General features: G+C 37.1%; 20 protein-coding genes. 8 read left to right on the top strand and 12 right to left on the bottom strand.

Annotated features, from left to right (window positions below):
* The first annotated feature begins 219 nt into the window (after window positions 1-219).
* Complete coding sequence (locus DDF69_RS16880; protein ID WP_185144363.1) at window positions 220-2,616, top strand: TonB-dependent receptor plug domain-containing protein; 2,397 nt, start codon at window positions 220-222, stop codon at window positions 2,614-2,616.
* Between the two features lie 241 nt (window positions 2,617-2,857).
* Here the strand turns inward: DDF69_RS16880 and DDF69_RS16875 are convergent, their stop codons facing one another.
* Window positions 2,858-4,228, bottom strand: a complete 1,371-nt coding sequence (locus tag DDF69_RS16875) for a hypothetical protein (RefSeq protein ID WP_162800956.1) — start codon at window positions 4,226-4,228, stop codon at window positions 2,858-2,860.
* 511 nt (window positions 4,229-4,739) lie between these two features.
* On the opposite strand from DDF69_RS16875, the gene DDF69_RS16870 reads away from it, so the two are divergent.
* Complete coding sequence (locus tag DDF69_RS16870; protein ID WP_114821801.1) at window positions 4,740-5,216, top strand: hypothetical protein; 477 nt, start codon at window positions 4,740-4,742, stop codon at window positions 5,214-5,216.
* A gap of 111 nt (window positions 5,217-5,327) precedes the next feature.
* Here the strand turns inward: DDF69_RS16870 and DDF69_RS16865 are convergent, their stop codons facing one another.
* Complete coding sequence (locus DDF69_RS16865) at window positions 5,328-7,085, bottom strand: lamin tail domain-containing protein (RefSeq protein ID WP_228412027.1); 1,758 nt, start codon at window positions 7,083-7,085, stop codon at window positions 5,328-5,330.
* A 510-nt stretch (window positions 7,086-7,595) separates the two neighbouring features.
* Between DDF69_RS16865 and DDF69_RS16860 the strand changes: the two genes are divergently transcribed.
* Window positions 7,596-8,114 carry a GNAT family N-acetyltransferase gene (locus DDF69_RS16860; RefSeq protein WP_228412026.1) on the top strand — a complete coding sequence of 173 codons (519 nt, stop codon included), beginning with the start codon at window positions 7,596-7,598 and terminating at the stop codon, window positions 8,112-8,114.
* 73 nt (window positions 8,115-8,187) lie between these two features.
* Window positions 8,188-8,328, top strand: a complete 141-nt coding sequence (locus DDF69_RS22115) for a hypothetical protein (RefSeq protein ID WP_162800955.1) — start codon at window positions 8,188-8,190, stop codon at window positions 8,326-8,328.
* A gap of 342 nt (window positions 8,329-8,670) precedes the next feature.
* On the opposite strand, the gene DDF69_RS16855 is transcribed toward DDF69_RS22115, so the two are convergent.
* The 5 genes from DDF69_RS16855 to DDF69_RS16835 form a co-directional block, all read right to left on the bottom strand.
* Entirely contained in the window at window positions 8,671-9,474 is an 804-nt protein-coding gene (locus tag DDF69_RS16855; protein ID WP_114821799.1) for an SDR family oxidoreductase, read from the bottom strand.
* 77 nt (window positions 9,475-9,551) lie between these two features.
* A complete protein-coding gene (locus DDF69_RS16850; protein ID WP_114821837.1) occupies window positions 9,552-10,109 on the bottom strand; it encodes a Crp/Fnr family transcriptional regulator in 558 nt (185 codons plus the stop codon).
* Window positions 10,110-10,186: 77 nt separating this feature from the next.
* Entirely contained in the window at window positions 10,187-11,023 is an 837-nt protein-coding gene (locus DDF69_RS16845) for an SDR family NAD(P)-dependent oxidoreductase (RefSeq protein ID WP_114821798.1), read from the bottom strand.
* Between the two features lie 74 nt (window positions 11,024-11,097).
* The gene (locus tag DDF69_RS16840) at window positions 11,098-12,003 is read right to left on the bottom strand and encodes a helix-turn-helix domain-containing protein (protein WP_114821797.1); all 906 of its coding nucleotides are present in this window, start codon (window positions 12,001-12,003) and stop codon (window positions 11,098-11,100) included.
* Window positions 12,004-12,026: 23 nt separating this feature from the next.
* Window positions 12,027-12,890 carry a LysR family transcriptional regulator gene (locus DDF69_RS16835; RefSeq protein WP_114821796.1) on the bottom strand — a complete coding sequence of 288 codons (864 nt, stop codon included), beginning with the start codon at window positions 12,888-12,890 and terminating at the stop codon, window positions 12,027-12,029.
* 93 nt (window positions 12,891-12,983) lie between these two features.
* Here DDF69_RS16835 and DDF69_RS16830 point away from each other — a divergent pair, with 93 nt between their 5' ends.
* Together DDF69_RS16830 and DDF69_RS16825 are read left to right on the top strand one after the other, a co-directional pair.
* Entirely contained in the window at window positions 12,984-13,961 is a 978-nt protein-coding gene (locus DDF69_RS16830; RefSeq protein ID WP_228412025.1) for an alpha/beta fold hydrolase, read from the top strand.
* A 49-nt stretch (window positions 13,962-14,010) separates the two neighbouring features.
* On the top strand, window positions 14,011-14,973 hold the full coding sequence (locus tag DDF69_RS16825; protein WP_114821795.1) for a zinc-binding dehydrogenase: 963 nt from the start codon (window positions 14,011-14,013) through the stop codon (window positions 14,971-14,973).
* A gap of 106 nt (window positions 14,974-15,079) precedes the next feature.
* Here the strand turns inward: DDF69_RS16825 and DDF69_RS16820 are convergent, their stop codons facing one another.
* From DDF69_RS16820 to DDF69_RS16810, 3 genes are all read right to left on the bottom strand, one after another.
* Complete coding sequence (locus DDF69_RS16820) at window positions 15,080-15,541, bottom strand: MaoC family dehydratase (RefSeq protein WP_114821794.1); 462 nt, start codon at window positions 15,539-15,541, stop codon at window positions 15,080-15,082.
* 356 nt (window positions 15,542-15,897) lie between these two features.
* Window positions 15,898-16,092: a cold-shock protein gene (locus DDF69_RS16815; RefSeq protein ID WP_114821793.1), complete on the bottom strand. Its 195-nt coding sequence runs from the start codon at window positions 16,090-16,092 to the stop codon at window positions 15,898-15,900.
* Window positions 16,093-16,147: 55 nt separating this feature from the next.
* Window positions 16,148-16,879 carry a DEAD/DEAH box helicase gene (locus DDF69_RS16810; protein ID WP_228412024.1) on the bottom strand — a complete coding sequence of 244 codons (732 nt, stop codon included), beginning with the start codon at window positions 16,877-16,879 and terminating at the stop codon, window positions 16,148-16,150.
* Window positions 16,880-17,308: 429 nt separating this feature from the next.
* On the opposite strand from DDF69_RS16810, the gene DDF69_RS16805 reads away from it, so the two are divergent.
* Together DDF69_RS16805 and DDF69_RS16800 are read left to right on the top strand one after the other, a co-directional pair.
* The gene (locus tag DDF69_RS16805; protein ID WP_114821792.1) at window positions 17,309-18,256 is read left to right on the top strand and encodes a beta-1,6-N-acetylglucosaminyltransferase; all 948 of its coding nucleotides are present in this window, start codon (window positions 17,309-17,311) and stop codon (window positions 18,254-18,256) included.
* A gap of 108 nt (window positions 18,257-18,364) precedes the next feature.
* Window positions 18,365-19,576, top strand: a complete 1,212-nt coding sequence (locus DDF69_RS16800; RefSeq protein ID WP_114821791.1) for a winged helix-turn-helix domain-containing protein — start codon at window positions 18,365-18,367, stop codon at window positions 19,574-19,576.
* A gap of 173 nt (window positions 19,577-19,749) precedes the next feature.
* Here DDF69_RS16800 and DDF69_RS16795 read toward each other — a convergent pair whose 3' ends face one another.
* Window positions 19,750-21,258: an adenosine kinase gene (locus DDF69_RS16795; protein ID WP_114821790.1), complete on the bottom strand. Its 1,509-nt coding sequence runs from the start codon at window positions 21,256-21,258 to the stop codon at window positions 19,750-19,752.
* A 176-nt stretch (window positions 21,259-21,434) separates the two neighbouring features.
* A complete protein-coding gene (locus DDF69_RS16790) occupies window positions 21,435-22,355 on the bottom strand; it encodes an AraC family transcriptional regulator (protein ID WP_114821789.1) in 921 nt (306 codons plus the stop codon).
* Between the last annotated feature and the right edge of the window lie 207 nt (window positions 22,356-22,562).

Below are 22,562 nucleotides of genomic sequence, written 5' to 3'. Positions count from 1 at the left end.
TTTAAGTGTCTAAAATTTTAATTTACAGCACATTCCTTTTTAATTCACGATTCCATATGAGTATTTTCTAATGCTACATCATGCACTGCGTCCTGATATTTCCGGCATTAAAAACATTATTAATGTCTTTTCTCTGTTGTGAAATAACATGTTAAATATCAATTCCGGAAGTCTTTAAATGACTACATTAGCGAAGAATTAAAATGTGCTGAGATTTTTATGAAAAATATGTTCTGTGTATTGCTTCTTTCGATGGTACAACCTGTACTGGCGCAAACCAAACTGGAAAAAGCAATTGCTAATCTTGAGAATAATTACGAGCAGGAAAAAGTATATGTGCTCACCGACAAATCGCAATATGCAGCTGGTGATAAAATCTGGTTCAAAAGTTTTGTGTTTGACGGATACAACCGCTCCACATTATCTACTACCTTGTTTGTTGAGCTGTATAATTCTGATAAAAAATTAATAGACTGGAGAACCGTACTTCTTACAAATGGTGAAGGAAACGGGGATTTCCAGCTGAAAGAAGACCTTCCCGAACAGGTTTATTTTGTGAGAGCTTACACTCCTTACATGACCAATTTTAATGAAGATTTCCAAATTGTTAAAACAATTCCGGTTTACAATCCAAACTCTGCAGAATCACTGGTCATTGCAAAAAGCTCCGACTGGTCTGCCAAAGTTTTTCCGGAAGGCGGAACTTTCATTAACGGTACGCCTACAAAATTTGCTGTCAGGTTATCTTCCAGTTCTGCTCTCCCGGAAAACTGGTCCGGAAAAATAATAGACAGCCAGAATCCTAACAACCCTGTAGCTACATTCAAATCTTTTGATAAAAATGTGGCTTCTTTTAAGATAACTCCTGTTTCAGGAAAGAAATACCAGGCTATCATTCAGGATAATACCGGAAAAAGTAAAACAGTAGATTTGCCACAGGTTGCAGACAGCGGCCTGAATATAGAAGTTTCAAGTTCCAAAGAAGGGATAAAATATAATATAAAAGGTGTTAATCTGAAACAGCAGCTTCAGGGTTATAAAATTGTCGGACTCATCAATAACCATCTTGCCTACAGAGCCAATATCAACCACCTTACGAATGAAGCATCAAGTCTTATTCCTACAAAAATCAGTAACGGCGCGAATGGCATTTTGCAGTTAATAATTTTTGATGAGCAGGACAATCCTGTTGTACAAAGGCTTTGTTTTATAAAACCCGGTAATTTAAAGATAGAGAAAGCAGAAATAGTAGGTCAGAGCTTAAAACCAACGCCAAGAGCTTTCAACAGTATTGATCTTTCTCCGGAATCTTATTTCAAAAATTATACAGTTGTGGTAAGTGAAGATAATGGTACCCCAACTCCTGAAGATGAAAATATTCTGAGCAGTCTTTGGCTAACGGGAGATTTTACCACAAGAATAGACAGCCCGGCACAATACTTCTCTAAGAATGCCAACACCGAAGCTTTGGACGCTCTTCTTATTTCTGAAAACTGGAAAAGATTCGACTGGAACACTGTACTCAGCGGAGCTGCGCCGGCTATTAAAACCCAGTCTCAACAGTATCTTTCCTACAGGGTAAAACCTGTTAAAAATAATGCACTTCTGGTCAATACAACGGTTAATTTATTATCGAAATCGGGGCAGAACCAGCCTGTATTCAGTCAGTTCAAAACAGATCAGAGCGGATATATTTATTTAAACAACCTCAACAATCAGGAACCTCTGGAAATTTCAGCCTTTGTGAATTCAGAAAATAAAGAATCAGGAAATGATGATTTGTTTGTTACCATAGAACCTTTAGTTACGCCTACAACCTTCAAAGGCAATTTTCCTGCTACAAAATATACGTTGGTAAAAGCTGATAAAAATAAAGTTCTTCCTTCAACTATTTCCAGAGCCATCAATACTCAGAAAAATATAAAAAAGAAAGAGAATAATGATATACAGATCCAGGAAGTCGCTTTAGTAGGAAAAAAGAAAGATCCAAAAGCTGAACTGGATAAACAGTTGTCCAGCGGAATGTTCAGTTCTGTTAACTCTACCGTATTCGATTTCGTGAATGAAGATCAGAACACTTCGGGATACACCAATATTTTAGACTGGCTGCAGGGAAAAGCTGCTGGTTTAACATTTCAGAGAAACAACTCAGGAGCTAATGTACCTTATATCCGCGGCCAGCAAGCTAAACTTTATTTGGATGAAGTACCTACTGACCCTACCATGATTTCCAGCCTTCCTGTGAATAATATTGCAATGGTAAAAATCATTAAAGCATCAGGATTGGTAGGTGATGCCGTAGCCATCTACACCATGAAGGGTAATATGCAGGCTAAAACCAATGAAAAAGAGACGAAAAAGAACAACTCATCCATCATCAAAGGCTATGATACCCCTTCAGAATTCCCTATTGAAATGATAGATGATGATGCTCCGGAAAAAATTGAAAATGATACCCGTGAAACACTGTACTGGAATCCTAATTTATTTGATAGTGATTATGTTCCGCCAAGAATTAAATTCTTCAACAACGACAGTGCAAAACAATATAAAATGTTAATCATAAGCTTTGATGAAGATGACAATATTCTTTATGACCAACAGGTTTTAAAATAATCCTTAAAAAGGTTTTGAAAATAATAAAAGAGACAAGTCTAAATACAGACTTGTCTCTTTTTATGACATTGTATGAATTGCCCATATTTTCCAGCATGACAAATCAAACATTCTAAAAACAACAAAACATCCTTGTCAAGGTTTAAAACCTTGACAAGGATGTCTGCATAAGTCCCTTTGCCTGAAATTTATACCAGACAGGCAAAAATCTTATTTTATATTTCAATAGAGATCCTTATGATTAAAAAGGAGTGTAAACAACAGACATTGTGGCTTCCATCTGTCTGTACGATCCGCCTTTATTACATGCGCTGTACGCATGAAATTGCTCTCCCGCATTCAAAATAAAAACAGCTGTAATATTGGTATATCCATTGCCTAAATAATTAGATCCATACTGTTGGGTAAGCTTGTCTCCCCCAGTATTCCTTACCCCCACGGTTACGCCTCTGTAATGGCTTTCATCTACTGTTCCCTCAGGAACCTGGTCGAAATGTGCCGTAATGTTTATAGTGTATAATCCAGTTTTGGTTGCCTGAAAGGTACCGTTATCTATTCTTGTGAGATAAGCATTATTAGAAAGATGGGTATTCTCAAACCACATGATGGCTGCAGAACCATCTGCCAATTTTAATGAAGGTCCTGTTCTTGTTGCTACCAAAACACTGGCTGGCGCTGTAATATCTACTTTTTTAGCAACCCCGTTAGCATCCAATGCCATTAACATATCTGTACTGTTCATTGTGGATGACGGAACCCCTCTGAATCGTACATTTCCGTCCACATCAAGCTTTTGCGAAGGAGACATTGCAAAATTGGTATCATTACGTCCTATTCCCATGTCTCCGTTTTCATTAACGACAACAGCCGGCCGGTCACTGGTAGAAAATGTAAGAGCTGAAGAATTGGTTAACCCGTTTCCCCAGTAATTCGCTTTTATACCTGCCAATGGAAAATTAGCTCCTGCAATCTTTCCGTTAAAGGACAATTTTCCAAGCTCTGCTCCGGAAGATAAATTATTGACAGCTGTTCTTTCCAGATTAATTAATGGAGCACTATTGGTTGACTGCACTTTCAACTGATTACTGTCAGCATTACCGTTTTCCTTTATATGCAACGCTGTATCAGGGGATTCTGTCCCTATTCCCACTCTTCCATTGTCTTTAATAACAAAATCGCTGTTTAAAGATCTGGCAGTTCCTGTAGAAGCTGCTCCTAATTTTACCATTGTATTGGCGGGATCATCAATAAAGGCATCTGTCGTAGGATCTCCCACAGCGACAGTTCCTGAGTTCAGCTTTTGCCAGCGGTTCAGATTGCTGTCAAAATAAAAATACCCCGTGCTGGTTACTTCTGCTGTCTGTCCGGCAGGAGCCGTATCGGCAGCTGTTACATACACCAATGCTCCCTGTTGTTTTTGGGTGTATGCTTTTGCCCTGAGTTGTGCTCCCGTAATTCTGGGAGCAATAATACCATCAAATACATTTGTGGAGGTGGGCTTACCTACGACATCCAGGCTGGCCTGAGGATTTGGTGTATTAATACCTACTTGCGAGAACACCTGAAGGCTTATTAAAAAGCTTCCAAGTAATAGAATTTTTTTTTCCATCATTTGATCATTTTGTTGGCGCAAAAGTAATGAGATAAGAGACATACCAACAATATGTACATACATCAAAAATGCATTTTTAACAAATTATACATACATCAATGATGCATTTATCCCTTGTATACGACATATAAGCTGGCTGTATTATTAATCTGTTGTAAACGTGTTCTGACTATGGATTTTAAAAAGTGACAGATCTGATTCTGTTTTTCTCTTTCATTTTTTGTACAAATTCCTCATCTGATTTTTAGTATTCCAAAGCAAACATTAAGAACAACAAAAGGGTCTAAATTTTTTTTTGATCAGAATAATCTATTGCCCTATCTTCTGTACGGAAAATATCTTTGCTAAGGTTTAAAATCCTGACAGGGAGGAAAACAGTACTTTAGTTTTTTTACTTTAGCCCTGTTAATCTCTGGAGATTTCTTATGTCAGGAACAACGGGAATTTCAAAAAAAACATCATCTTTCAAAAGAAACTCTCAAATATTCCGTTTAATTCTTAAATTTGGCTTATGCGAAAGAATCTTTATTTCATCATTCTATTATGTACACTTACCAGCTGCTATACCTATCAGGTAAAAAAGCCCGCAGATCCGGCTCCTGCTGCTAACAACAATCAGGGCGCTAGAAAGAATACCGACATAGCGAATAATACTTCTTCTCAAATGATGGGTACAATCACTGCCGCTCCAAACCTTGGTGCACAGCCAGCTCCTGCACCCGTCAATATTCAGGAAAAACTGGCTGCCGGTAAAAATGTCAGAATTGAAGTAGATAGCAAGAGTTATAAAATCATTGTTGACCGTTGGGAAGGAGACAGTCTTGTGGCCCATCCGGTACGTAATGCTAAAAAAAGTCTGAAATTCCATAAAAACCAGATCAACAGCGAGAGAATTGCAGAGAAACGTTTTTCACAGCCTATCGCAGATATTCTTACTGTCACAGCTTATGCTGCCATTGGGGTGGGAATCTATCTTCTGGTCAAATAGATCCCAACCAAAAAAGTCTGAAAATTGACAGAATAAAAAAACTCGAATTAAAATATAGCAAAATAGACTGCCTTGTTGAGACAGTCTATTTTATTATACTTATTTTGTTGTTTAAGGCCAGATTACCCCGGATTGTTTAGGGCTTGTCCATGGTTTTCCTGCAGGGCTTGTTCCCGGATGGGCAGCAAGGCATTCACTTACCCATGTAGCACCTACAGCGTGCGATTTCACTTTTTTCACAGAGCAATAGGTAGTGCCGAAGTTATCTTTATACAGCTGATAGTTGGGATAAGCTCCTTTAGCAACGAATTCTTCATCACCAAGAAGTTCAACATCATCACTCACCTCAGCCGGATAATCCACAATAGCACCAAGAACCCATGCTATGGAATCTCTGTTGTTACCTGCCACAAGACTAGGTGGAGGGCTGAGTGTGATCTTGATTGTAGATTTGGATTGGTCTACGGAGATAGAAGATGAATAAGTAGATTCTTTAACGCTTGCCAATGGGATTCCTAAGAAAGAAAGCGTGGCAGAAGTAGACTGTTCAAAGGTTTTCTGAATACTTTTATAATCTTCACCGGTTACCGTGATTTCTACAGTAGGATAATTGGAAATCGCTACTCCATTCAGTAACCCGAAAGGTCCTTCAGGTCCGAATTTAATCCCCGGATCCGGAGAAAACTTATATCCTGAGATATGTTTTTCTTCCTCTTTGTCACGGCTGTTGATCTGTGCTTTACGGATAGGATCAAACCATGCCCAGTACATATTGCTGGCAATATTAAAATCTTTTGGTCCAAAGTTCACAAGAGTAACCCCCGTAAACATCATGGATATTTGGATGGAGTTTTTGCTTGTCGCAATATCTTCACTGAAATAATTGGCATTGCCTCCGATTCCCAGCGTAAAGAAATCAAAGATAGGAATAGAAAAACCCGTTTTCCCTTCGACGGAAACCCGGAAACGGCTATCAGATTCACGGCTTACTTGCATATCAATCTGAGCAGTCTGAGAAGTATTTTTAAGACCATTTAAGATCTGGTCAAGCGGCGTGGTCACCTCAAAGGCCGGTAAAACACTGTCATCATTCAGGAGCAGTCCCCCATTTTCTTTTTTAGGATTCTGTACATTCTTCAATGCTTTGGATAAGTAGCCATTGTTCATTGTCACATTGTTCTGCAAAGATATTGTGGCGCCCAGCGCATCCAGATAATTGGCCAGCACAGGAATAATAGGTTTGCCGCTTGCCGGTGTCTTATTCAGTAATGCATCAAGGTTATCACTCTTCTGAATCTGGTATAAAGTAGTAGCCGGATTAGCCCATTCTGTAGCAATTTTATCCATAATGATATCAATAGGCTGCATAGTATCAGTAGCGGGAGGAAGTGTGTTATAAGCAGCTACCCACGCATTAAGTAAGGCCATTTGCTGATCTGTAGCTCTTGTATGCGCATCGTTCAGTACAGCGGTATCTTCTACAGATAAGGAATAGTTCACTTTTGAGAAAGCGTCAATAAAGTAATTGGTAAATACCTGGTCCAGCTGGACAGGCTCAGTACTGGCTCTAAGATTGGAAGAGATCCAGTCATACGTTTTCTTATTAAACTTCAGGTTAGAAGGGTCCTGCCAGTAATAAGGAAAATTTCCTTTTCCATTAATAGTAATTGCAGACAGGTCTGTACTTAACACACTGGCAAGAATATCATTGGCTCTGTCTTTCAGTTCTGTAATAATTTGTGCTGCTTCTACAAAGGGAGCAACATTTTCTGGATTTTTCATGATAATAATATTGGGTATGGTTCCTACTCTTTTCCTGGCTTTTCGGATGCTGCCGTTGTTCAGGGTTTTGAAGCTTCTTTTGAACATACCAAAGTAACGATGAAAAAAAACCGGATTTCAGAGTATAAATTTCCGATTTTGAAGCCAGGTATTTGTACTGTAGACGATAGGCATTTGTACGTATAAAAAACAACGCATCATTTTAACCATAAGCTTCTGTGAAAATATGCGTTATCTCTGGGAAAATATAAACCACAAAAGTCACAAAAGTTTTTAAACAATTTAATAAGATGAAGAGCATATTCTTACGCTGAAAAGTACACATAAGAATAAAACAACGCAATCCTTTGCCCCAGCATCTGTGAAAATCTGTGCCATCTGTGGTAAAAAATAAACTACAAAAGTCACAAAAGAAATAAATATTTAATTAAAATAAAGAGAAAACTTTGACATAGAGTAGTTCAAAAAATTTTTGAAAATAATAGTATTAACATAAATATCTGTAAAATCTGTGCCATCTGTGGGAAAAATAAATCTTCTGTAATTTAATTTTTAAAGATCAAACCATTAAGTAAATAGCGCAAATAAATTCTATATTTGAAAACCAACCAACACCTATCTCACACCATGAAAGATATTCAATACGATATTAAACTCAGGCCGACTGTAGTGGAAGATTTAGAAACTCTTTTTCAGTTTCAGCTTGATGATGAAGCGAATCATCTCGCTGCATTTACATCCAAAGATTCAGCGAATAAAGAAGCCTATATCGCCAAGTTCACCAAATTACTGGTAGACCCCACAGTGAACAACCAAACGATCATTGCCGGAACAGTGACCGTTGGAAGTATTGCCAGGTTTATCATGGAAGGCGACGCAGAAATCACCTATTGGATTGATAAAAATTTCTGGGGAAAAGGAATTGCCACAAACGCTTTGAAAGATTTTCTCACCCTTGAAACCGCAAGGCCCATTTTTGGACGGGTTGCCTATGATAATCTCGGCTCACAAAAGGTGCTGGAAAAATGTGGTTTTGTAAAAATCGGAACCGATAAAGGATTTGCCAATGCCAGACAAAAAGAGATTGAGGAGTTTATTTACAGACTTGATGATTAAGAGACAACAATATTCATCTGCATAGGCTATAAATGAATTATTTGTATCTTCGATAAAACTAAAATCTATCATCATGAATTACAAAGTACTCTCCAATTTTATTTTAGAGAATTTAGAAAAGGAAGTTAACGACTACATCCTCCGCGGCTGGAAACCTCAAGGCGGAATATTCGTTAATGCCTCAGGATTCTACCAGGCCATATCCAAAGTATAGTACACCTTTATCATCTTGCTGCTGAGGATTAACTGTCCATGACTGTAATTAAAAATCAAACTCCAGGCTTCTCTTTTCGTGGAGTTGGAGGGAATCGACCCCTCTTCTGAACTTTCCTGGAAGAAGGGACTCGAACCCTCAGCAGATCATCAGATCTCCCTCACAAAATATTTCCATTTCTCAGAATACCTGACTCATAATCAGGTAGCCGTAAACTATTCTCTGTAAGGAAGTAATATAAAAAACATCCATTTTTAACTGCCCATTATCCATTCCACTTTGCAACAGCAAAAATGATAAATGCCACCTAAAAATTTAAACTACAGTAATTGCGAATGCATATTAACCAAAAAATCGTTCATTCATCTTATTAATTACCGTTTCTATACCTTCTTTTTTCAGCCATTCATATTCAGAAGTTGCCAGTTCACCAGCAATATAATGAAGCTGCTTTTTGTTGTCTGTAGCGGCTTCATACACGATATCAGCAATGGTTTCAGGAGCATCCCGTTTGGCAGATGAATCCGTTCTCATGGCTGTTATATATTGATTAAAAACAGGCTGGTAATCGGGATGGGAAACCATTTGCGCATTGCTTCCGAAATGGGTCTGCATATAAGCAGGAACTACTGTTTTACTCCTGATCCCCCACTCTTTCAGTTCGTAACTCATTCCTTCTGTCCATTTTTCCAATGCAGATTTTGTGGCAGCATATACGGAAACAAACGGGTAAGGAATATTGGCAGTAGATGATGTTATGGTAATAATTGTTCCATTTTTTCGGGCTCTTAAATACGGAAGAAATGCCTTTGTTACCAGTAGTGTTCCTAAGAAATTGGTATTGATCTGGCTGGCAAGCTGTTCATCTTCAATTCCTTCAAAAGGCCCCATCAGCCCGTAGGCGGCATTATTCAGGACTACATCCACCGAGCTTATTTTTTCTGCTTCTGAAGCAATGCCGGAAATCTGTTTCGGATCACTGATATCTAATTTCAGGAGATGGATGTTGGGAAATTCTGTAAGTTCAGTTTCCTTTTCGGGATGCCTCATGGTGGCAATTACAGTCCAGCCTTTTGAGGCAAATAGTTTGGCGGTGGCTTTTCCCAGTCCTGATGAAGCACCGGTAATGAAAATTGTTGGGTTCATTTTTTATTATTTTAGATTGATATTGCAAAGTTGCAACGATAAAAAAAGAACCTGTTTACCATTTGGTAAAAAGCATCTTACCGGATATTTTTTCTGATTCTGCTTAATGACTGCTGGGTAATCCCGAGATAAGAAGCAATGTAAGACAAAGGAATACGATTGACCAATGTGGGATATTTTTCCATAAATTCCAGGTAGCGCGTGGTAGCATCCTGAGAAACTAACGGACTTACTCTTTCCAGCTTTTGGGCAAGGGCTTTATTGGTTACTTTTTGAATAATATTTTCCCAGTCGATAATGGTATCTGAAATTTCTTTCCAATCCTGATTAGAAAACACCAGCAGTTTACAATCCGTAGCGGCCTGAATATATTCTGTAGAAGGCACATTTTTCAGATTGAAGAGCAAATGTTTTTCTTCAATAAAGATCTTGGTAATTTCTTCCCCTTTGTTGTTATAATAGCAGATACGAATGATCCCGTCAAGAATAAAACCTACCTGCCTGAGGACTTTTCCTGCTTCTGCAAAATACTCATCCTTGCTCAGCTCAATCTCTTTTGCTTTGCTTGTGATGAGGTCTATCTGCTGCTGGTTCAAATGACCAAACTGCAGGATATATTCTATAAAATCTTTCATGATAACAAAGTTAGCCATTATCATCTGGGCATATTTACCATTTGGTAAAAAATGACATCATTAAAATGACTGTAGCGCTATTCTTTAAAATCTGTGGATGAGGAAAGTTCCTTCCAATATTGTATCTGTTCAGTCAGTTCTGCAATTTTGGTTTCGGCTCTCTGGGTGGCATCACTTCCCAGGAATAGCAATACCGGAGGATTTGCATGATCTGCCAGTTTGATGAAAACGTCTGCTACCTTCTCAGGGTTTCCTAATTGTTTACCATCCATTTCATTCATTCTTTGATGAGCAGCCCTCAGGAACTGATAATCATCGATCTGATTTTGACTGAAAGCGATAGAATCCGGCTTGGCAAAATGGGTACGGAACCACCCAGGCAAAACTGCTGTCACAGAGATTCCTAATGGCTTCAAATCATTAGCAAGTGCTTCTGATAAACCTGTTATTGCAAATTTTGCAGAAGAATACATACTCCATCCCAGCCCGGGAGCAAAACCTGCAATGGATGAAATATTAATAATATGTCCGGAACGCTGATTTCTTAAATAAGGCAATCCCTGTTGAATGACTTTTACAACAGCGAAAAAATTAATCTGAAAATTTTCTTCAATTTCTGTGTTGCTTACTTCTTCTATTGCTCCACCCAGCCTATAACCGGCATTATTCACTACCACATCCAGCCCTCCAAACTGCTGTACTGTTTTTTCAATAGACTGTGCGATAGATTGTTCATTTGTTAAATCCACTTCCAGAGGAAGAAAATTTTCCGGATTCACATCCAGCTTCTCCAATGCTTCAATGGTTCTTGAAGTAGCAGCCACTTTGTGCCCATTTTCTAAAAGTTTTTTAACCAATGAAAAACCTACTCCCTTAGATGCTCCGGTGATATACCAGATTTTTGTTTGACTCATGAATTTTATTTTTCACAAAATTACCGCATACACGCAACGGTATTTTGTCATATACAAACCAATAATTGTCAAATTCAAACCCTTCTTATACTTGTTGGGCTGCTGTCTGTCTGCTTTTTGAAAAATTTATTAAAATGGGATTGATCTTCAAAGCCCAGCACATAGCTGATTTCTGAAATATTCCAGTCTGTATATTTTAAAAGAACCTTGGCTTCAGAGATTAGCCTTTCAAATATATGCTCTGTAGTAGTGCGCCCTGTCTGTTTTTTTATAGCCCGGTTGAGATAATTGACATGAATATTCATCCGATCGGCAAAAGCTTTCGGAGAACGCAATTCGAAGCGCTGAGCTGTTGATTCAAGGGGAAACTGCCTTTCCAGTAATTCCATAAACACAGTAGTGACTCTTAACGATGCATTGGTCTGCCCAGAAGCTGTATTGACGGGCTGCAACTTCATCCCATAATAAATCAGTTCACTGACATAATTTTTAATGAGATCATATTTATAGACAAAGTCTGAATCAATTTCTCTGATGATCTTTTCAAATATCGTTTTGATTTCTGACGTTTCTTCTTCGTCTAAGCTGAAAACAGGATGTGTACCTGCCGTAAACAAAGGAAGTTCGAACAGATTCAAACGAAAATTTCCTTTAAAAAACTCATCTTTAAAAACACAAAAACAACCATGAGTACCCGCTTCCAAAGATTCATAGGTATAAGGCACATGAGGATTAAAGAAGAGCAAAGTATTGCCTGTTAACGGAATACTTCGGTCTCCGTAATGAAATATATTATTACCACTGAACAGCATAATTTTATAGAAATCTCTTCGGATAAAGGTGGGTGAGGAAGTATGAGAGCTTATTCTGTCTTCAATTCTAAAGACATTAAACTGGCCGTCATTTTTTGGAAAATCACTTGATAGTGCTCCATATTTATTCCTGTAAAACTCATCAAGTGTCTCAGTAGTTTTTGCCATAGCCTTTATTTTCCTGTTACAATTTATACCTCTAAATGCATATCAATAAAACATTGTAATGCTCTTGACTGCGGTCCGTCTTTTCTAAAAACAAGAATGGTATTCATTGTTCCCAGCTGCTTATTCAATCCATAGGTTTTAATTCCTCTTCCTGCATAATACTTAGTAACCACTTCTTCCGGCAATATGCTGACTCCCAACCCTGCTTCCACAAAGTTGATGACTCCTTCAATAGAATTCAAAACTGTACTTTTATAATTAAGAATTCCTTTGTGACTTAACCAGGATTCTAATCTCTCCCTGAAAATACACCCTTCGTCAAAAACCACTATTTTCAAGGGTTCTTTATCCATCAATGTCTGCAGACTCGGACCTTTTGAGGAAGCCAGAATCACAAGCTGTTCTTCCTTAATGCAGATTTTCTCCAGTCCTTTGGCATTCACAGGAGCAGAAACAAAGGCAGCATCCAGGTTGTAATTTAAAACATCAGACAGCACTGAATCTCTTGTGTCTGATTTGAACTCAAGCTCAATACCAGGATATTTTTCATCAAAAGTATTGAGGATTTCCGGTACTTTCAGCGCCATGGTTGTTTCTATACAGCCTATTTTCAGGCATCCTCTGATATTATCACCACTCCGGATATTATTTTTTGCTTCTTCCACCAAATGCTGAATCTGTTTTGAATACTGCATCAGGATCATCCCTTCAGAAGTAAGCTCTACCCTTCTGGACGTACGGGAGAAGAGCTTCGTATTAAACTCATCTTCAAGGTTTTTTATTCTTGCCGTCACGTTTGACTGAACCGTAAACATCACAGAAGCTGCCTTTGTAAAACTTCCTGTTTCGGCTACGGCTTCAAATATTTTTAAATCATTAATGTTCATTTTAATTAATCATTATTAGTGATTCAATTAATTATAATTAATCGTTTTTAATAATCAAATATCCGTATTAATTTTGGACTATCAAAAAAATAAATGAAAAAAATTTCAAGACAATTCATTGCAGGTGTATCAGTTGCCCTTTTCACTGGCACTATGACAATGGCACAAAAAAATCAAAAATTATATGTAAATAATCACATTATGGAAAATCACCCTGTTCACTACCGCAACATCAAAGTAAATGATTTAAATCTGTTTTACAGAGAAGCAGGTCCGGCCAATGCGCCTACGATACTTCTTCTGCACGGATACCCTACTTCATCTCATATGTTCAGAAATCTGATCCCTATTTTAAGCAAAAAATACCATGTCATAGCTCCGGATCTGCCGGGATTCGGATATTCTGATGCTCCGGATCATAAGGAATTCTGTTATACTTTCGACAATCTTGCAGCGACCATACAGGCATTTACAGAAAAACTGAACATGAATCGTTTTGCCATTTACATCTTTGATTATGGCGCTCCGGTAGGTTTACGTCTCGCTATGAACAATCCTGAAAAAATCACAGGGATCGTTTCACAAAACGGAAATGCCTATGAAGAAGGATTAAGCAATGAATGGAATCCGATCCAAAAATACTGGCAGGACACAACGGAAGCCAACCGTCTTGCATTAAAAGGTTTCGTTTCTAAAGAAGTAACTCTGTTTCAGTACCAGCATGGTGTTTCTGATCCTTCTTTGATTGCACCGGAAGCCTATACCCTTGATCAGAAATTCCTTGACAGACCTGACAATATAGAAATCCAGCTGGATCTGGTGAAAGATTACAGAACCAATGTGGCCTTATATCCGAAATTCCATGAATATTTCAGAAAGTATCAGCCCAAATTATTACTGGTATGGGGAAATAAAGATCCCTATTTCCTTCCTGCAGGAGCCGAAGCTTATAAAAAGGACTTACCGGAAGCGAAATTAAAATTTTATGACACCGGACACTTTGCCCTGGAAACCCATGCTGAAGAAATAGGTGCTGAAATCTTTGAATTTATGGGGACATTACCTCGATAGTACCTATCACTATTGAATCAATTTTAAGAAATAAGCGAAACATTTCATTATGAAGACAATTGTCATTAAAAATTTTGGAGGACCTGAATTTCTGCAACTTGCGGAAATGCCTGTTCCTACCATAACAAATCCTTCTCAGGTAATAGTAAAAGTAAGGGCTACTTCCATAAACCCTCTTGATTATCAGGTAAGACGGGGAGATTATGCATCATTTTTCGAACTCCCTATTATAACGGGTCATGATATCGCTGGTGATATTATTGCAGTAGGTGAAGCGGTCAAACAATGGAAACCTGGTGATAAAGTATACTATTCTCCCCGCTTTGGCGGCTCCGGAAGTTATACGGAATATCACCTTACTGATGAATCTTCACTATCCAGAATGCCGGAGAACATCAGCTATGAAGAAGCTGCTTCCATTCCTCTTATCGGAGGAACGGTTTGGGAAATGCTTGTGGTAAGAGCTCAATTAAAAAAGGGAGACAGCATTCTTATCCTTGGCGGAGCCGGAGGTGTTGGAACTCTTGCCATACAAATCGCCAAGGCATTTGGGGCTTTTGTCTACACTACCGGGCAAAGCATTCTGCATGAGGAATTAAAAAACCTTGGAGCAGATGTTGTCATTGATCACCATAAAGAAAACTGGATCGAGGAAATACAGACCTATACTAAAAGAAAGGGTGTAAATGTAATTATTGATACTGTAGGAGGAACAACACTTTCCGACAGTCCACTTGCTTTAGCGGATTATGGTTCTGTGGTAACGCTGGTAGATATTCCGCAACCTCAAAACCTTATCAATGCCTGGGAAAAAAATGCCACCTATCATTTTGTTTTTACCCGACAAAGCAGGGATGAGCTGCATCAGATCACTGAATTAATTGAAAACGGACAAGTAAAACCTGTGATAGACAGTATATATCCGCTTGAAGAGGTTCAAAAAGCCCATCAGAGAATAGAGGATTCTAAACGGGACAGACCTTTATTGGGGAAGATTGTACTTAAAGTATAACTATTTTATAAGAAGGTCCTAAAAGTTGAAAGCATCATTGTATTCAATGATGTTTTCTTATTTGAAAAATATAAAAATGTTAACAACTTGCGTACTCACAAGAAAATCAATCTCTAAAATGATAAAGAAAGATCACATCACCTGTATAGGCAGGTTTTACGTGGTCTTTAATCAGGAGTTTGGCCTCCACAATTGCTTTTACAGTTCCTCTGAGGTTAGTAACAGATTTTACGGTTGCCTGTAGTTTGACATCACTATTTACGGGAACAGCTTCTCCGAACTTAAGGTTTTCTATTCCGTAATTGATTTCCATTTTTACATTTCTCACATCTGCAATCTGTTTCCAGAGATAGGGAATCAAAGATAATGTTAAATACCCATGAGCAATGGTTGATTTAAAAGGGCCTTCTTTCTCTGCCTTTTTCTGATCTGTATGAATCCACTGCTGATCCAGGGTGGCATCTGCAAATCTATTAATCTGATCCTGACTTATCGTATGCCAGGCAGAATCTCCCAGCATTTGCCCTTCAAGAGACTTATACTCATTAAAATTATTAATAATAATCATATCTTTTTCTGAACCTTTTAGGAATTACAATATGTACAGCTCAATCATTATCACCGTAGCCGAGTGTATATTAAGTCTGCATATTTATGTCTCAGGCATCTGCTCTTAGTCTGTCAATATTCAGACCAATTGCTACCTTATTTTCTTAAATCTCTGAAAACCTCTTACATAAAAGTAAGAGGTTAATGAACATCATGAAAATAAAAAATAAAAAGTAATCTATATTACATCAATGTTCTTTCAGACAATACATCCAAATCCAGGAGTTTCATGGATTTGAATAAGAAAAAATATAAAAAATGAGACTTGCTATGGCAAAGTATGTTATTGTAACATATCTGCATTTAAGACTTTTCTTATGCCAACTTTACGTTAACAGCATTTAAACCTTTATCGCTTTTTTGTACATCAAAAACTACTTTATCATTTTCACGGATTACTCTTGTGTTTAATCCTGAAGAATGTACGAATATATCTTTACTTCCGTCTGCCGGAGTAATAAAACCGAAGCCTTTTGCTTCATTGAAAAATTTTACGGTGCCTTCTTGCATTGTAATTGTTATTAAAAAATTGTGTATTATGATCTGTAAACGCTACAGATTTTATTTATGATATTCTGAGAGGTATTGTGCTTCCCATCAATGGTTGAATATTTTTAAGATCCGGGTGCTTCATCGTCTGTGGTATTGAAGATGCAGGATCTGCAATAATCTCTACAGGCTTGTTCAGGATTGCTTTGGCGAAATATTTTAAACTTCCCGGCATTGCAGCAGAAAAAAGCAGGTTTTGTCTTCTATGAGAAACCAGATTTAATATTTTTTTTATATGGTTAGCGAATCCCATATCAAGCATTTTATCGGCATCATCTAAAACAAACAGCTCAATTTTAGAAAGATCAATATGTCTCTGATTTTCTACATCAAGCAATCCTCCGGGTGTTGCCACAAGAACATCTACTCTTTTTCTCAGTGCAGCAAGCTGGCTTCCAATGGAAACCCCTTCATAAATAGAAAGCAGAGATAATGGTAAATATTTACTGTAGATTTTAAAATTCTCTTCTATCTGTATTGCCAGTTCCTGAGTGGGTGTAAGTATTAAAGTTCTTATTTCTTTATGATCCGGAGTTTGTCTTTTCAGCAGCTGTAAAATAGGCATCGCAAATGCAGCTGTTTTTCCAGCACCTGCCTGTGCAGACACTATAATATCTCTTCCTGCCAAAATATGCGGAATTGCAGAATACTGTATTTCAGTAGGCTTGGAATATCCGGCTTCTGTCACTGCACGGATAATAGGATTAATTAGATTTAAATTTTTAAAATTCATTATAAATTCCGGCATTCCCGGTATCTTAAAACAAATCTGTTGATCAGAATTTGAATCGGTATATTATAATGACAAACAAAAGAGTATTCTTTTCTGTTCATCTTTCTCTTGCTTCAGCTACAATAATATTTTTATCTATATTACGAATGGCCCGGCAATAACGTGTCGCTCTTATCTACAATAGAACTTTATAATCTCTTATTTCCACGATGAAAACAAAGGCTATAAATTGGTAGCTGAAAAAGCAAAACTGAAAGAAAAAAGTGATTTTAAACTATGACAGAATAGCAAAGGCAGTGACCTGTTTTTATAAATGTTCTGCAAACCTACAATAAAAAAAAAGAACACCATGTTATTTAATTAACTGATTATCAAAAATTTATTCGTACCTTCTGCAAATTAACCAAATTATTTGCTGACGCGGATGATTTTAAACTCCGGAATATGCAAGCTTCCTCCCCCATCCCTCAACCTTCTCCCAGAATATCAGAATCCCATTCCGGCCCACATGTAAGAATTGCTTATTTCATTATGATACATCATAAACCTGAAGTATTTAAAAGCATGTTTGAGAAAATCTATACAAGGGATCAGTTTTATCTTATCCATATTGATAAAAAAGCGAAACAAGAGTTCATTGAAGAAATACAACTTTATATCGTTCATTTTCCCAATGTCTATATTCTGGACAGTATGAATATAGTTTCGGGAGGTTTCAACATCGTTCAGGCAGAATTGAACGCTATGGAATTCCTCCTGAATGTAAGCAAAGAATGGGATTATTTTATTAATCTGAGCGGTGAAGATTATCCACTGAAATCACAAAATATTATCCGTAAATTTCTTACGACCAATAAAGGCAGAAATTATCTTTTTTATTATGATCAGAAGTTTTACAGACCCGACACGCTGAAAAGAATACAAAATCACTTTACAGAATTGGCTTATGTTATTTCATCTTTCATCTATAAAAGATCTTTTATGAAAGATGTGATTCCTTACATAGGTGGTAAATGGTTTATGTTTACAAGAGAAACCTGCTTATTTTTAACAAACAACAAAATGGTAATGGATTTTGAAGACTATTATCTTCATACTTTTTTACCTGCAGATTCATTTTTTCAGACTGTTCTTATGAATACATCGTTCAATGATATTATCGTCAATGATGATAAAAGAGCAGTACTTGAGACCTCCTTTTTCCAAAATACCCAGAATACGTTCAATTATATTCAATCATTAAAATCCGGCAATCAGCTTTTCATCAGAAAGGTTAACAAAAAAACGGATGAAAGTATCAGAAAATATATTGAAGACAGCTATCTTACTCCCCTTCCTTATGTAAATGAAGTAGAAAGAGAATTAAAAAGAAATAACCGTCAAAACAACTGATTTTTGAACTTCACAACCAATATACTTAAGTCAGATTCTTTAATGCTTTTCTGCTAAATCATTATATTTGAAAAAACATCATCAAACGTGTTTTATTCAAATTAAAATATGGAAAAGACACTGACGCCAGAACAATTAAAGCTTATCACATTAAACAGTCAGGGATTAACACAAAATACACCATTCGGAACCGGAAAAACTGCAGTTTTGAACGCTTTGGAACATCTCGGATATATACAGATTGATACGTTATCTATGGTAGAGCGGGCGCATCATCATACACTCTGGACAAGAATTCCGGATTTTCGGGCAAATGATCTGGAAGAACTGGTAGAAGAACGTAAAGTATTTGAGTATTGGTTTCATGCTGCTTCTTACCTTCCGATGCAGGATTTCCGATATGTTTTGCCTCAGATGCTGATGATTAAAAGAGGGGAATCCCGTTATTACAATGCTGATCCTAAAGTGATGAAGTATGTAGTAGATAACATCCGCAATGAAGGTCCTAAAAGAGCAAGAGATTTTGAGAATGAAAGCCATAAAGCAGGAAGCTGGTGGAATTGGAAACCTGCCAAACTCGCTCTTGAAAGACTTTTCATGCAGGGAGACCTGATGATCAGCGGACGTTCTGGGATGCAGAAAACTTATGATCTGGCAGAAAGAGTTTTGCCATCTTCTACGAATACCTCAGAACCTACTCCATTTGAGTTGGCAGAATATCTGGTGAAAACCAATCTGAGAGCATACGGATTTACAACGTTAAAACAAATCACTCACCTCAGAAAGGGAAATGATTTAAAGACGAATGTCAATAAGGTTTTAGAGATGATGCTTGAAGAAGATACAATCTCAAAAGTGACTATTGAAGGAGGATCTTCTGTTTTTGTTCAAAATGAAATGCTGGAAAGAACATTTGACCAGGCAAGTTCCAGTGTATGGCTTCTGTCTCCGTTTGACAATTCCATTATTCATCGGGAGCGGATTAAACAGATTTTTGATTTTGATTTCCGTCTGGAATGCTATACTCCAAAGGAAAAAAGACAGTACGGTTATTTCTGCCTGCCTATCCTGTTTGCAGATCAGTTTATCGGAAGGGTTGACTGTAAAGCTCACAGAAAAGAAAAAAAACTGGAGCTTATTTATTTACATATTGAAAACAGTACTATTGACCTTGATTTATGGCTTAAGCCTTTTGCAGAAACCATAAAACGTTTTGCCATTTTCAATGGTTGCGAATCTTTGGTTCTGACTAAAGTAAGTCCATCAAAGCTGGGTTCTTCTGTAAAAAAGGAATTGTCCAGATTAAAGTTTAAAAAGTAATCGATAGCTATTTAAAAGACAAAAGGCTGTCTCAAAGGTCAAATAACTTGGCTTTTGTCATTCTGACGAAGGAAGAATCTTATTGATAACCAAATATATGAGATTCTTCACTACATTTCATTTCATTCAGAATGACACTTTTGAGACAGCCTCTTTTTTCAGGATAATTCCGATTAATTTAATTTCTGATTTGTTTTCTGAACAAAATCATTCCATTGCTGGTTCAAATAAGTTATTGCTTTCTTTTTTTCACTATCATTCATAGAAGAATAATTAATGGAATTAAAAACCAGTTTTTTCAATGCTTTCACATTAAGTTCCCAATAGATCTGTGTTACCCAAAAATCATAGCTCAGACCTGTGTATCCGTACACTGAAGGATCATCACTGTTAATGGAACATTGTACTCCATTGCTCAATAAGACTCTTGCCGGATGATTTCTCAAGTCACTTACATATCCTAAGATCTGATTACTAAGTGGACTTACCTCTACCAGCCTATCCTGTTTTCTGATCTGTTCCATCGTTTTTGGGAAATAGATCAGGTTCAGTCCATGACCGATTCTCTTATTGTTTAGCAGCGCTACATCCAGAATATTTTTATTCAGGATAGAAGTACTTTCGCCTGCATGAAGGAAAAGAGGCAGTTCCACGCCATATTTTTTACTAAGTATGTTCATTTTTGACCAGCTTTTCTCAAAAAAGCTGATATGATGCCCTGCTGCTTCATCTGCCACAAGATCAAAGCCTGAGATCATATCCGGAAATTCTTTCTTCATTTCAAATGCCGTTTCCAGCTGCTTTTCAATGTTTTCATTATCAAAGAATTTGAAGCTTGAATAGATCAGTTTCAGAGTGAACTGCGGGTATGATTTCTGTACTTCTTTAAGAATATCCTGAAGATCTGTGATTGTAGTTTTCAAAGGATATTTTCCATGCTGAAAATCATAAAGTTCATCAAAGATATATCTGATTTCTACGTGCTGTACTTTGTCTTTTATCAAATCCTGAAATCCTTTCAGATAATATGCCTTAAAGAAAGGACGGTACGGAAGCAGCAGACTGATGCGCTTAAAACGTTTTTCAAATTCAATCCAATAATCTGTGTAAGAGCAAAGGTTATCACGTTTCAGCGTAAGAAGGTTTTCCAACTCCTTTTCAAAACCGGGTGTTGAGGTCAGCTTTTTATCAAGGCTTACAAATCCTTCCGGAACTTTTCCTTTTTCAAAAAAGGCCAGCTGTCCGGAAATATACTGATCATTATCCTTCTGATCAAAAACATAGCATTCCTGATATTTTCTGGCAGCTGAAATAATCCATTTCACGTCTGTAATTCCCCCACTGTGGGTATGCAACAGACCTCCTTTCGGCATGGTCTGAAGGATTTCAAACATTTTGCTGCTTTCTATTAATGGTTTTAATTCATTAAAAGAGCTGTTATATAAAGATATTTTCTTTGCTTCCGATTCATTGAGAAACTGTTTACGAATCTGGAAGAGTTTTTTATCCAAAGTCATTTCTGCATCGGACAATTTTATGTCAGCATCAAATGCCATGGCTGCATTTTCTTTCTCTGATAACGCCAGGTTTTGTTGGTATGCAGATTCTTCAGTCACTTTACCTTGCCCCCAAAATAAGGGTGCTGCAAAAAGCGATATATAAATAAGGTATTTTTTCATCATACTAAATATTGGAGGGGTTTGTACTATCAGTTATGTTTTAAACCGATAAAATAAAAGTAGCTTGTTATAGCAAAAATTGTGCAAAATATAGCTAATTCAAAAATAAGATTAATTTTTTTGTAAAAAAACCTTCCGATATTTCTTTTTCTAACCTATTAAAATTGATTCTGTGTTTTTTACTGAAAAGAAGTCCTGAACTCCAAAGGAGAAAGTCTGGTTTTATTTTTAAACAGTTTGGTAAAGGATTGGGGATGCTCAAAACCTAGTTCATAAGCAATCTCACTTACGGATAAGCTAGTAGTAGAAAGCTTTTCTTTTGCTTTTTTAATCAGTTTATCATGAATGAACTGCTGAGTGCTCTGTCCGGTAAGCGTTTTCAATAAACGGCTGAGATAATTGGGAGAAATTCCAAGCTCATCGGCCACAAACTGTACGGTAGGCAATCCTTTTGATATTAAATCATGATCATTGAAATAATCCTCCAGCAAAACTTCCAAACGGTTGAGAATGGTATGATGAGTCACTTTTCTGGTGATAAACTGACGCTCATAAAATCTTTCTGAATAATTAAGTAAGGTTTCAATATGGGAAATGATAATATTCTGGCTGAATTTATCAACCACCGAATGGTATTCCCGCTCAATATTTTCTATAATTACATTGATGGTAAGTTCTTCTTTTTTTGAAAGGAATAGTGCTTCGTTCAGTGAATAATCAAAAAAATCATACTGGTTGATGGTCTTCGCCAGCGAAGTATGCCATAGAAAATCCGGGTGAATCAGCAGCATCCAGCCGGATTGGTTTTCCTGCACGTTGGGATCTGCTTCTATTCTGAAAATCTGCTTTGGGGAAATAAAAAACAGCGTTCCTTCATCAAAATCATATTCCTGCTGGCCGTACTTCAACTTCCCATTCATGCCTGTTTTTAAAGAAATCTGATAAAAATCCAGCATCCAGTTGACCTCACCGATATCAGCGGGTCGCTTTACCTCTTTATAATCAATTACACTGATCAACGGATGTTCAGGAGGAGGCAATCCTCTAGAACGGTGAAATTCTGTGATGGTTTTTATTCTTTTTATAGCCCGCTGTTCCATATCTATAAAATTACAAATTGTTTTACAGTGAATGCTGCCATTTTTCCCTGAATATTGCTTAAACTTTTGTGGTTTATATTTTCCCACAGATTGCACTGATTTTCACAGATGTTTGTGGTTAAAGGAGTGCGTTGTTTTATTCTTAGGTGTACTCTTCAGCGTAAGAATATACTCTTTTTATTACTAAAATGCTTAAAAACTTTTGTG

Source organism: Chryseobacterium sp. KLBC 52 (assembly GCF_003347605.1).
GTDB lineage: Bacteria > Bacteroidota > Bacteroidia > Flavobacteriales > Weeksellaceae > Chryseobacterium.
The sequence above is the reverse complement of the archived record's forward strand: the minus strand, read 5'-3'. Positions and strand labels throughout refer to the sequence as shown.

What these genes read in the sequence shown, in the direction of transcription:
- DDF69_RS16795 (WP_114821790.1), bottom strand. Translation starts at nt 21,258, where the DNA reads ATGATGAAAAAATACCTTATTTATATATCGCTTTTTGCAGCACCCTTA.
- DDF69_RS16810 (WP_228412024.1), bottom strand. Translation starts at nt 16,879, where the DNA reads ATGCCGGAATTTATAATGAATTTTAAAAATTTAAATCTAATTAATCCT.
- DDF69_RS16800 (WP_114821791.1), top strand. Translation starts at nt 18,365, where the DNA reads ATGGAAAAGACACTGACGCCAGAACAATTAAAGCTTATCACATTAAAC.
- DDF69_RS16850 (WP_114821837.1), bottom strand. Translation starts at nt 10,109, where the DNA reads ATGAAAGATTTTATAGAATATATCCTGCAGTTTGGTCATTTGAACCAG.
- DDF69_RS16875 (WP_162800956.1), bottom strand. Translation starts at nt 4,228, where the DNA reads ATGATGGAAAAAAAAATTCTATTACTTGGAAGCTTTTTAATAAGCCTT.
- DDF69_RS16805 (WP_114821792.1), top strand. Translation starts at nt 17,309, where the DNA reads ATGCAAGCTTCCTCCCCCATCCCTCAACCTTCTCCCAGAATATCAGAA.
- DDF69_RS22115 (WP_162800955.1), top strand. Translation starts at nt 8,188, where the DNA reads ATGAATTACAAAGTACTCTCCAATTTTATTTTAGAGAATTTAGAAAAG.
- DDF69_RS16865 (WP_228412027.1), bottom strand. Translation starts at nt 7,085, where the DNA reads ATGTTCAAAAGAAGCTTCAAAACCCTGAACAACGGCAGCATCCGAAAA.
- DDF69_RS16815 (WP_114821793.1), bottom strand. Translation starts at nt 16,092, where the DNA reads ATGCAAGAAGGCACCGTAAAATTTTTCAATGAAGCAAAAGGCTTCGGT.
- DDF69_RS16870 (WP_114821801.1), top strand. Translation starts at nt 4,740, where the DNA reads ATGCGAAAGAATCTTTATTTCATCATTCTATTATGTACACTTACCAGC.
- DDF69_RS16790 (WP_114821789.1), bottom strand. Translation starts at nt 22,355, where the DNA reads ATGGAACAGCGGGCTATAAAAAGAATAAAAACCATCACAGAATTTCAC.
- DDF69_RS16855 (WP_114821799.1), bottom strand. Translation starts at nt 9,474, where the DNA reads ATGAACCCAACAATTTTCATTACCGGTGCTTCATCAGGACTGGGAAAA.
- DDF69_RS16820 (WP_114821794.1), bottom strand. Translation starts at nt 15,541, where the DNA reads ATGATTATTATTAATAATTTTAATGAGTATAAGTCTCTTGAAGGGCAA.
- DDF69_RS16835 (WP_114821796.1), bottom strand. Translation starts at nt 12,890, where the DNA reads ATGAACATTAATGATTTAAAAATATTTGAAGCCGTAGCCGAAACAGGA.
- DDF69_RS16880 (WP_185144363.1), top strand. Translation starts at nt 220, where the DNA reads ATGAAAAATATGTTCTGTGTATTGCTTCTTTCGATGGTACAACCTGTA.
- DDF69_RS16825 (WP_114821795.1), top strand. Translation starts at nt 14,011, where the DNA reads ATGAAGACAATTGTCATTAAAAATTTTGGAGGACCTGAATTTCTGCAA.
- DDF69_RS16845 (WP_114821798.1), bottom strand. Translation starts at nt 11,023, where the DNA reads ATGAGTCAAACAAAAATCTGGTATATCACCGGAGCATCTAAGGGAGTA.
- DDF69_RS16830 (WP_228412025.1), top strand. Translation starts at nt 12,984, where the DNA reads ATGAAAAAAATTTCAAGACAATTCATTGCAGGTGTATCAGTTGCCCTT.
- DDF69_RS16840 (WP_114821797.1), bottom strand. Translation starts at nt 12,003, where the DNA reads ATGGCAAAAACTACTGAGACACTTGATGAGTTTTACAGGAATAAATAT.